This is a genomic window from Chryseolinea lacunae, from assembly GCF_016735595.1.
In the GTDB taxonomy this organism is placed as follows: domain Bacteria; phylum Bacteroidota; class Bacteroidia; order Cytophagales; family Cyclobacteriaceae; genus Chryseolinea; species Chryseolinea lacunae.
Window position 1 is genome coordinate 557741 of the sequence record NZ_JAERRB010000005.1, and the last position, 12392, is coordinate 570132.

Below are 12392 nucleotides of genomic sequence, written 5' to 3' on the forward strand. Positions count from 1 at the left end.
AATCAATCTTATTTAGAAATCTTCGTGGAGTGCTTGCAGCGTGCTATGTTTCATCTGCTTCTCTGTCTCATCCGAAAGATTCCACACGAGGTCGCTGATGAGCGCATGGCCATCACGAACAACGGTTTTCACAAGACATTCCAAATCGTTGTTCATCCGTTTGATGGTTTCGGGCGCAAACAACAGATTGCTGTATTCAGTTGTGATCGCTATGCCCTCGGCGGTTTCCACAAAAAAGGTGAGATCAATTTTACTGCTCCTGTTCTGAACGCCAACCTCTTTCACACCCAATGTTTTTTCCAGTTCGCGAAGTTCACGATCCCCGCCGGCCAGGCCGGTGTTGTTCAACACCACAACCACATCGTAGAACGGGTTTCGGCCGTCGTCGCGCTGCGCATGCAAATCTTCGACGAGCACATCAAACGGATAGGCCTGATGTTCGTAGCCATCGAGCACCGTTGTTTTCACGGACTGGAGAAATTGCAAGAAGCTCTCATTCTTGTTCAACGTGTTTCGGTGCACCAGAATGTTTAGGAACGTGCCGATCTGATCTTCCAGGTCGGCATCGTTTCTTCCGGAAATGGGGCTTCCGATCAAAATGTCTGACTGGCCGCTATAGCTATGCAGCAGCACATTGATCACCGACAAGAAGAACATGAATGGGGTCACATCCTGCTGGCGGCAAAATTCATGAATGGCTTCGCACGTTTCCTGTTCGAGCGTGAGCACGAGCTTGTCGCCGGTGTAGTTTTTGCGTTCGTCGCGTGCATAGTCTATGGGCAAATTGATCAACGGAAGATCGCCGGAAAGCCTTTGATGCCAATAGTGTCTGTGACGCTCCATGTCGGTTGCACCAAGCTGTGCGTTGTGCCAGGCCGCATAGTCTTTATAGTGGATGCGCAACGGGCGAAGCGAATTTTCCTGGCCGTTCGCATACGCGGTATACAACTGCAGAATTTCGCGCAGCAACACGCCGATAGACCAACCGTCGCTGATGATGTGGTGCAGGGTGCACAGGAATATATATCGTTTAGACGGAAGCGTAATCAATTTACAGCGCAGCAGCGGGCCATTCAGCAAATCAAACGTTTCCTGAAACGCTTCGTCTGCAAAACGCTCAATCAAAATATCTTCAGACGTCTCAAGCTTCGAGGCGTCAATCTCTTCGATGACAAAGATGGTGTGCTCGTGAATTTTCTGTCGAGGCTCGCCTTCCACCACAAAGAACGTGGTGCGCAACGATTCATGCCGGGCGATCAATGTGTCGAAGGCCTTTCTGAAGGCTTCTTTGTTGACGTTGGCATCCAGAAGGCAATAGAGCGGCACATGATAGGCCACCAGATTCACGGTGGTTTGATCTAGAACCCACAACAGTTTTTGTGCATGCGACAATGCATAGTGCGGCTGCGAAGGCAACACCGGAATGTTCTGATAGGCGCTTGTTTGTTTTGATGCAATCAACACCGACAACTCGGCAATAGTGGGGTTTTCAAAAAATTCCTTCAGGCTGATTTCAACGCCAATTTCCTTGAAGATGCGAGACACCACTTTGGTGGCCGTGAGGCTGTGTCCACCCAACTCAAAAAAAGAATTTTGTATCCCGACCTTCTTCAATCCCAGAACAGACGACCAGATGGCGGCAAGCGTTTGCTCGCGACCATTGCGCGGTGCCTCGTAGGATGTTTTTTCATACAGAATATCTTCGGGTTTGGGCAGGGCCTTCTTGTCGATCTTGCCATTGAGGGTAAGCGGAAATTCTTCCAGGCACACCACATACGAGGGATGCATAAAATCCGGAAGCACATCGCGAAGATAATTTCGCAATGCCCGGTCTTCTATGGGGCCCGAGGTGATGAAGTAGGCTGCAAGCACATCGCTGCTGCCTGCCTTCTTAATGGGAACCACCACCACTTGCTCCACACCGGCATAGCCAAGCAACACGCGCTCGATCTCCGAGAGCTCTACGCGATTGCCTCTGATTTTCACTTGCGTATCCTGTCTGCCCACAAATGCAATTCTGCGGTCCGGCAAATATTTTCCCAGGTCGCCGGTTCTGTAAACAATGTCGGCGTGTTCGTTGTGAAGCGGGTTTTGAACAAAGCGTTCGCTCGTCATTGCCGCTTCGGCATAATAACCTTTTGAAGCAAAGGGTGTCTTGATATAAATCTCACCAATCTCACCAATCTGACTCAACACATTGTGCCGGTTCACAATAAGCACCGATGTGTTTGGCAGCGGTGTGCCCAGGGGCATGATGGCGTGCAGATCTTCCGGTATCTCGGTGATCCGGTTAAAGACTTTGGCCAACGTTGTTTCAGACGGGCCATAGAGGTTAACAATCTCCGTCGAAGTGCCGGCCACGGCCCGCCATTCGGCAATGTCTTTTCCATAGAGCGCTTCGCCACACAACAGGAAATGTTTGAGTGACCGCAGTTTAGGAGTCAATGCATTATTTTGTTCAACCTCACGCAACACCGCGCGAAACACCGACGGCACCGTGTGGATAACATTGATCTGTGCGGCCTCGATCCAGTCAAGCAGTTTAGCAGCATCGCTCTTGATGCCGTCGGGAGGAATACACAATGTTCCTCCGGCAAGCAGCGGTGCAAAGGCGTCGCGCAGGCTGGCGTCGGTGTAGAGTGGAATCAGCTGGCTGACCCGTGTGTTGGTAGAAAATCCAAACTCGGCAACTTCCCAATGAATGAAATGGCTCAGTCCTTTGTGGCATCCCTCAATCACTTTGGGATCGCCGGTAGAACCCGATGTATACATCAGGTAGTTGCTGTCGTCGCCGTCCACGACAACGCCTACGGTTGACGACGGAAAAAAATCTTCTTTCCGCAACTTCGTCCCGTTCTCGCCGATGTCGTCTATGCGGATCGATGACGTTTCGTCGGTGATCACAACCACGCGAGTCAGTTTTTTTGCGAACGGTGTTCCTTCAATTCGTTCCAGAAATTCCGAAAGGTGGGTGGCCAGGGTAATGATCGTGGTAGGCATCACCTTGTCCAAAAGTTGTTGCATGCGTTTCACCGGATAGGCCGGGTCGAGCGGCATGAAAATTCCACCGGCCTTGTTCACGCCAAGCGCGGCAGACCAATAGTTGATGGAATTCGGAATATATATTCCAACCACGTTGCCCTTTTCGATATCCTCACCCACCAGGCTGTGCCCAATGCGGTTGGAATATTCTTTCAGCATCCGATAGGAAATCGTTTTACCATGACCGTCGATGGCAGGAAGATTTCCCACCTCATCCGCTTTAACATCGATCAAGGTATGCAGCACCTTTTTGTTCATATCACAATGAATTAATGTGTAGACGTAATAAATAAAATGCAGCCGCCATCAAAAGGGCCAGGGAAGCGCAAAGACGCGAACAACGTCTTTAAAAATCGTCCGAAATCGCCATCGCTATTGACTCTTCAAAGCGGGCATGTTCGTCCAGTTGTGTTGAGCTGAAGAGTTCGCGCTTCAGTTTCTTCACGGCAATGCGCGGCTGGTCGACCGACGTTCTCACCAACACCGCGAAGTCTTCGGCCATTTTGTCGATAGACGATTCAAAAAATAAATCGGTGCGGTATTCAATGTCGATGGTGATTTCGCAATCGACTCTGAAAAAGAAAGTGATGTCGAGCTTGCTCACGGGATAGGCAACCTTGTAGTCAGAAACAGTAAGAGCATGAAAAGCATCGCGGTTTGCCGCGGGAGTGCCCAACACGATTTCATCTGTCTCCATAACCACCATCACATCATAGAGCGGGTTCCGGCCAGCCTCGACGTAAGGCTCCATATCTTCGACCAGAAGATCATAGGGATATAGATGATGCGTGTGCGCCTCCATGGTTGTTCGCTTAACCTGACTCAGAAAATCAGAAAATTTCAGATTGTCGTCCACGTCGTCGAGCAGCACCATGTAGTTCACATAAAATCCGATCTGGTTTTCAAGGTCGCGATGGTCGCGGCTAGCCACCGGCGTGCCAATCGAAATCTCGACCTGATCGCTGTATTTGCTCAGCAACACCTTGACGATGGCCTGGAGATAGTTGAAGAGCGTGCTGTTTTGTTTCGTACAAAAGTCTTTGACGCTTGCGGACAATTGTTCGTTCAACGCAAAACTTTTTGTGTTGCCGCTATACGTGCGAAACGTGTTTCGCGGTACGTCTGTCGGCAACGCCAGGTGCAATGTTTTTTGATTCAGCTTCTCGGCCCAATACTGTTTATGAACAGAAACGACGGCCGACGACAGAAGTCCATTGTGCCACGCCGAAAAATCTTTGTAGTGAATGGCAAGGGCCGGAAGTTCGTCTGTGGAGCCTTGCGCAATGGCATTGTAGGCGGCCACAACTTCATTGAACAGCACTTTCAGCGACCAGCCATCGCTGATGATGTGGTGCATGTTAAACAGCAGAATATGTCGCTCGTCTTCCAGGCGCAAAAGCTTTGCGCGCAGCAAGGGCCCGTTTCTCAAATCGAAGGGCGACATCATTTCCTGTTCGGCTAGCGTGTAGGCCACGCGATCACGATCGTGGTCGCCTCTCAAGTCGATGTGGGTCACGACAAATCCCAGGCCATCGCCATGTATCCTTTGTTTGGGCTCTCCCTGCACCGATGGAAATGTGGTGCGCAGGCTTTCGTGACGAAGTATGATGCGTTCGAAGGCCCGATCGAGCGCAGATGCATCCAGCACACCCTTCAGATCATAGCCCATGAACATGTTGTAGGCAACATGATCTTCTTCCTGTTCGCTCAAAATCCAGAGCCGCTTCTGCGCGTTCGACACGTCAAAGTAGTTCTGGCTTGCCACCGGGCAAATGCTCTCGAACACTTTGTGATACGATTCGTTGATGGCCAACGCAAGGCTCGTTGGGGTGGGCCCGTTCAGAATATCTTTAAGGCCAATGTCGGCATGCAGTTCGTGTTGTATCCTTGATATGATTTGAATGGCCTTGAGACTGCTTCCGCCAAGATCAAAGAAATTATCATTCACACCGATGTTTGCTTTGCCGAGCACCGTCTCCCATATTTTCACGAGTTGTCGCTCAACACGGGTCGCCGGAGCATCGACTGACACCGGGCGTATCGATCTTTTTCTTGTGTATAACGACGCCACATCCACGCCGCCGTTCCGTCGGGGAAGTTGGGGCAGTTGCTCGATGTAGAGTTTATTCTTGAGTTGAGGCAACGCTGCAAGCAGGTCGTCGGCGTCTATTTCGCGATTGGTTTCATAATACACAACACAGTGTTCTGTGAGTGTATCGCTGGCCATCATTTCCTGCATCCACAAGTGCGCATCAAAGTCGCCGTTCAGCAACTGATTTCTCAATTGCAACCGGCCGATCTTGCCGCTGTCTGTGCGTGGAAATTCTGCCATCGACAACGACACAACACAGGCGGGCTCCATGCCAAACGCCGTGCGAAGCGTTGCCCGGATATTTTCCACAACATCGCCCAGCGCATAGATCGGGTCGTTCTGCGCAGCAAAAAACACGGCAAACGATTCGGTGCCGTTTTCGCTATCAGGGACAGCACAGATGGCCACGGCATTGCTCGCAATTCCCGCTACGTCGCTTAGCGATTCTTCCAGTTCATAGCAGTAGTAGTTAACACCATTGATGATGACAAGATCCTTTTCCCGTCCGGTCACCACAAGGGAGTTTTCTTTTATAAAACCCAGATCACCGGTACTAAGCCATCCGTCGGCAAACAGCGTTGCGTTGGCAACGTCGTTGTTTAAATAGCCGCTGGTCACAGCCGTTCCCATGATCTGAATTCTACCCACTTCCCCAATGGAACACAACCTATCTTTTTCATCAACAATCCGGATGGTGACTTCCGGCAACGGGCCTCCCACGGCCATAAATGTCATTTCGTTGGTGCGACGGGCGGCGCATCGAACAGGGTCGGCACCCATCGTGCCCGACTTCATATGATATACTTGATCGTTGGCAAATGTCTTTGTCAACGTCACGGCACCGGCCGCTTCGGTCATGCCGTAGGCCGGTTGAAATTTCTCTTTTGTGGCACCGAACGGTGCTACGTGTTGAAAAAATTTGTCTGCAATGTTGTAATGCACCAGCTCGCCACCATTTTTAAAATACCGAACCGACGATAAGTCCCAGTGACGATCGGCAATGGTTTGCAGTTTGTCGAGTGTGAGCTTGTATGCAAAATTGGGAGAAAACGTGTGTGTTCCTTTATAGCGCTCCAAGGTATCGAACCATGTTAACGGATCTTCGATAAACAATTCAGTAGCCAGATGCACCTGTTGTGCGCCGGTGACTACACCCCGCACATGCATGGTGAGCAACGGTGTGATATGATCGATGGGAAGGATGTTGACGATGACATCGCTCGCGTCTGCATCGATATGCTTTTTCACACCAAAGATGTGCGCAAACGCAGCCTTGTGTTTCACGGGGATGCATTTGGGAATGCCCGTGCTTCCAGAAGTCAACAACAGAAAAGCATTGTCCTCTATAGAACTTTCATGCGCACCGCAGGCCTGATCGCCGTCAAGCGCGGACATGTCGATAATTCGCAGGGCGCCTGTGGCAAATGATGTTTCCATTTCGGCGAGCGGTTCGCGCAGCAAACCATCCGAAAGAATGGCAGGGCGGTTCAATATGTTCCACGCCTGATGCAATCGCGTGGCCAGCGCATTTGATTTTGATCCGACAGCGATCGGGCCAATTGCCAGGGGCGCAACGCCACGCAAAATGCATCCCCAGAAAATGGTAAAAAAGTTTCGCGTGTCTTTAACCTGGAGAATAACATTGTCGCCGGGCAGAATGCGATTCTTTTGCAAGCCGTTTGAAATAATCAACGATTCTTCCAGCAGGGTGGCGTATGACAGAAATTCTTCTTCGTTCTTTTTGTTTACAAACGTGATCCCCTTGTCGGGATATTGTTCGGCCGTACGCACCAGCAGCGCGCCCAGGCTCATGCGGTCCTTCACGGGAATGCCCAGATTTTCGCCGCGCAGAATGGCTGGGTTATCTTCTTTGATAGGCCACTCGCTTCTGTGAGCACCGTTGCCGACCGGGAGTGTTGTGTCTACCGATTCGCGTGCGGCCATGCTGTGTTCGGAGCGGCCGTTTCCGCTAACCTTTTTGAAAACAGAAAATGTTTCGAGGCCGACAGCCTTGAGGGCATCGGCAATGTGTTCAACGACGGCGTCCACCAGGTCAATGCACAACAGTTTGTTGATGTCAACATCGCCGGTGCTCGTCGTGGGCAATGCGGGCAGGGCCACAAACTGCATGCGCGCCCGCCAGGCAGCAGGCACCACGCTGGCTAACCGTTGCCTAAAGGCTTCGCCGGCGACGTCGGTGTGGTGATGTGCAAAAAAACAAACCAGCGTTGTCTTCTCCGCATTTGCTTTCACGAGCACCTTCACATCGCGTCCTGCGTTTGCTTCGGCTAGCACACGATTCAGATAACCTATGCCGGCAATCTGTCCGTCCACAACAACTTCGGCGGGATTGAATTCAACGATCTCCACCGTTTTGTCTGACGAATATCGCGCACGATGGTTTGTCTTGTAGAGAAAAATTTCTCCACCGGCCGGCGACTGCACAGCCACAAACCGTTGCCGGTCTTTGCCATTACCGCCCATGTGTTGACGGACATAAAGACTCCCCACCACATCGGGCGGCACGGGCTTCAGTCGATTGTCTAGAATCACCAGTTGCCCGCTGGCAATGGATTTTCCGATAATGTTGTTTGAGAAGCTATTATTGTCGCGCGTCGATATTCTAATGCACTGTGGCAGTCCGCTGTTAAGAATAGGGAACACTATGGCCACGCCGCTCAGCGCCGGAAAAATATGTTGCAGGCGATCGTTGTCGCCTTTGCTAAGATGGCCGTTGAAATCGTGTGGTTGCAACACCCACTTAATGGCTGCATTTTCTTTGCTATCAAAAAACGGCGCATCAACAAGGCCGCGCAACACACCACTGTTCACCACCACGTGCGTGATGCTATGGGTGACGAGGCGTCCATAATAATCTTGTGAGGTCTCTTCGGGGCTATAGAATGTGATCCGGCTCCCCGATAGAATAAACGGAAGAACATAGTTCACTACAGCAATCGGATCGTTTGTTTCAAACATCCCAGCCGCGGCTGAAGGCGTTATGCTCAATCGTCCTCTCAGGGCTTCGCAGAAAGTTTCTATCTCGGGCAATGCTATGGCCACCTCACGGCTTCCCGATTCTGGATCGATGAACAGCTGGGTCACTACCAGGGCAGCGTCATCAAAAACATTTGTGATCGTTGTGCGTGATTCAATTTTTCCGGAAACGGTGAACATCGAAGAATTCATGTTCACCTTCACGCTCTTCACCTGAGCTATGACCAGGTCGCCATCCGTCACCACCGTGTCGAGACCCGAAGCCTCTATCGCGCAACGTATGTAATCATCATTAAAATGATAGAAAGGTCGAACCTGAATGCCCATTCTCATCAACGACGTCATGGCCGCAACAAGACACACCGGATCGTTCACAGCCAGCGCCACCGGGCCACATGGAGTGGTGCCTTGGGCGAACACCAATTCCATTTTTTTCTGGAACTGCTGCAGGTCACCATACGAGGTTGTGCGGTGGCCATGAACAATGGCAGTGTGTTGCGGATTGTTCCGGATTATATTGTCAAATTCTGAGAAAAGCATTTCGGAATCTTTTTTTATTGCTACGTGTGGTAGTGATGATAAACAGCTTTCGGGTTACAGCATTTCAAAAGCATTTTCCTTTTCTTCCACGAGGCTCAGTTCGTTGAGCGTTGTTTCCGGCTCACGGCTTATGCCGCTCAGCAGGTTTTTAAGACTATCGATCATCCGGTTGATCCGCTCGCCCGTGAACAGATCGACGTTGTATTCCAGGTCAAGATTCAGGCAACCGTCGGCTTCATAGAAATTCAGCAGCAGGTCGAACTTGCTCACACTATAGTCTACGTTGTGGGTCGACACGCGCAGGGCGTGCACCTGCTCGTTTGGAGTGGCGTTATTTTGCAACATCACCATTACATCAAACAGGGCAGACCGGCTGGGGTCGTTCCGCACGTTCAGGTCTTCAACCATCTTGTCGAAGGGATAGAGTTGATTTTCGAATGCATCCAAAACGGTTTGTTTAACACCCAAAACCAAACTGGCAAACGTGTCGTCGCCATCGATCACATCGCGCAGCGGCAACGTGTTCACATAGAACCCGACCTGATGATGCAGGTCCACATGGTCGCGACCCGCGGTGGGTGTGCCCACCACAATATCGTGTTGTCCCGTGTAGCGATACAACAACGTTTTGGTCGCCGACAACAGGATCACAAAAAGACTCACGCCGTGCGCTTGTGCCAGTGCGTTTATGCTCATCGTTTCCGATTGTGTGAAGCTTGTGCTGATGGTGGCACCGGCGTTGGTTTTGATGCGCGGCCGGGGAAAATCCAGGGGAAGTTCCAGCGGCGCAGTCGCACCCGTCAGTTTCTTTTTCCAGTAGGCTTTGGCGCGGTCGGCCGCACCACTGGCCAGGCGTTGGTTTTGCCAGGCCGCAAAATCTTTATACTGAATGTGCAACGGAGGCAACACACGATCTTCTTTTGACATCAGGGCGGCGTAGGTACTCATTACTTCATTTATGATGACGTTCATTGACCAGCCGTCGCAAATGATGTGGTGCATGGCCAGCAGAAACGCGTGACGCTCATCGGCCAGTTGAAGCAACGTTGCCCGCACCAGCGGACCTTCTCCGAGATCAAAAGGTTTTTCGAGGTGCTTTTTGCTGCAGGCTGCCAGGCGCTGCGCTTTGTCGGGCAATGCGCGGATGTCTTCATAGTGAAACACAAACCCGCTGGCTTCGGGGGCGTGAACAATTTGTTTCAGCACGCCATTGTTCAGGGCAAACGTAGTCCGCAATATTTCATGACGTTCGATCAGAACGTTGAATGCTTTTATGAATGCTGCACTATCGAACTTGCCGTCGAAAATTTTCGACACGGGCACAATGTAGGCCGTGCGCTCCGATTCGTGCTGGTCAACCAGCCACAGGCGATTTTGCGCGTGCGACACCTCATAGTGCGGCTGCACCGCTACCTGCGGAATGTGCTCAAAACGTTCGGGCGCCGCCGCCGCAATGACACCGGCCAGTCGCTTGATGGTGGGGTTCAAAAAGAAATTCTTGAAACTTACCGTCACGTGCAGCGCGCTCGAAATGTGGGCGATGATCTGGGTTGCGATCAGCGAGTTTCCGCCGATGAGAAAGAAATTTTCATATCTGTTGACACGGCGGCCCTGCAGAAACATTTGCCAGATGGCCACCAGCTTGCGTTCGATATCATTTTCAGGCGCACCATAATTTTCGTCTGGCGCCTCTGCAATCACAGGATCGGGCAAAGCCTGTAAGTCCACCTTGCCATGGCGGGTCAGTGGCATCGATTCGATCTGTGTAAACGAAGACGGGATCATATAGTATGGCAGGTGACTCGTCAGGAATTCTGCGAGGTGCGACACGTCCACGTTCTCTTTGCTTACAAAATACGCCGCCAGGGTGTCGTCCTTCTTCAACACAATCACATCGTGGATATATTCCAGCTTTCGCAATGTGTTGGCCACTTCGTGAAGTTCGATGCGGTAGCCACGTATTTTCACCTGATGATCATTACGTCCCAGGAATTCGACACTGCCGTCGGGAAGCCAACGCGCCACATCGCCGGTGCGAAACAATCTTTCATTTTCCGCAAATGGATTTTCGATAAACTTGCGTCCGGTCAATTCCGGCAGACTCACATAGCCCCGGCCCACACCATCGCCTCCAATGAAAAGCTCGCCGCTGATACCACACGGCACAGGATTGAGCTGATCGTCCAGTATATAGAGTTTGGTGTTAGATATGCCACGGCCAATGCTCAAGGCACTTGTGCGCCCCTGGCTCACTTCTTCTACGGTCGAGTCGACCGCCACTTCTGTGATGCCATATACATTAAACAGCTTTGTGTTGTTTCCAAAAACAACAGAGAAATTGTCAACGATGTCGTTTGGCAAGCTTTCGCCGCCCACCAGCACATAATCAAGCGCTACATCAATCGACGTTTGCTGAAGGGTTTGCATGACCGTTTTCAGGAACGCGGGTGTTATGTCGATAAGCGAAACACCTTGCTCTTGCAGGCACGACACATACAGGAAAGGATCTTTCCGCACGTTGTCCGGCACCATCACCAACTTCGAACCGTTTGCCAGCGGGGCAAAAAGTTGTTGCACCGAAGCGTCGAAATATATGGGCGCGGTCAACAAGGCCGTCAGCGGTTTCTCTTGCTGACGATAGAGCATGTTGCCCAACCAATGTGTGAGGTTCACGACTGACCGATGTTCAATCTGCACGCCTTTGGGGTTGCCGGTTGTTCCCGATGTGTAGATCACATAGATGAGGTTATTTGCCTGTGCAATAGCCTCCGGGTTATGAATCGGTTGTTTTGTAATTTCCGGATCGTGAATATGGATGACGTCGACTGTTTCAATGGCCGCATCCACATCGTCCGTCAGCAGGGCCTTGATGCCGCTGTTGTTGCTGATAAATATTTTTCGTTCTTCCGGATACTCGGGATCGATGGGCACATAGGCGGCACCCGATTTCAGAATGCCCAGTATGCCCACAATCATCCACTCCGATCGCTGCACCATCAGCCCAACAAGATCGTCGCCCTGCATGTTGTAGTGCGTCCGAAGGTAGTGGGCCAGACGGTTCGATTTCTCATTCAGTTCCCAATAAGTCAGCTCGCGACCTTCGAACACCACCGCCACCGAATCCGGCGTGCGTTGCACCTGGTCTTCAAACAACGCCTGTATCGTCTTCTCTCTCGGATAGTCAGACGCCGTGGCATTAAAGTCGTGCAACAACATGTTCAGCTCTTCTTCCGGCATGTACCTCACTCGGTTCAAAGACGTTTCCGGATGCAACATCGCCGAGGTCAGCAACGCTTCATAGTGTTGCAGCATCCGCTCGATGCGATTGCCCGTGAACAGCGCTTCGTTATATTCAACTTCCATCCACAGCGCGTCGCCTTCCGGATGAAACGAGATCGTTAAATCAAATTTGCTCGCCCCTCCCGACAGCGGGTAGGGTTTCAACGACAGTCCTTCAAGACCACCCAGGTTCGCACCGCTCACTTCTGTGTCCTGCAAAACAACCATCACGTCAAACAACGCCGAACGGCTCATGTCGCGCGATAATCCAAGATCTTCCACCAGCATGTCAAACGGATATTCCTGATGCGCATAGCCGCTCACCAGCTCTTCCTTCACACGGTGCAGCAGCGATCTGAAACTTTGATCGCCATCCAACTGCGTTTTGATCGCCAGCGTGTTCACATAAAATCCAAGCTGATGTTCCAGCTCAACATGGTCG

General features: G+C 51.3%; 3 protein-coding genes. All 3 read right to left on the reverse strand.

The window, feature by feature from the left end; translation table 11 throughout:
• Positions 1–12: 12 nt before the first annotated feature.
• Positions 13–3300, reverse strand: a complete 3288-nt coding sequence (locus tag JI741_RS17760; protein ID WP_202012010.1) for a non-ribosomal peptide synthetase — start codon at positions 3298–3300, stop codon at positions 13–15.
• An 88-nt stretch (positions 3301–3388) separates the two neighbouring features.
• On the reverse strand, positions 3389–8671 hold the full coding sequence (locus JI741_RS17765; RefSeq protein WP_202012011.1) for a condensation domain-containing protein: 5283 nt from the start codon (positions 8669–8671) through the stop codon (positions 3389–3391).
• Positions 8672–8725: 54 nt separating this feature from the next.
• A partial coding sequence (locus JI741_RS17770; RefSeq protein WP_202012013.1) for a non-ribosomal peptide synthetase occupies positions 8726–12392 on the reverse strand: 3667 nt, incomplete at its 5' end.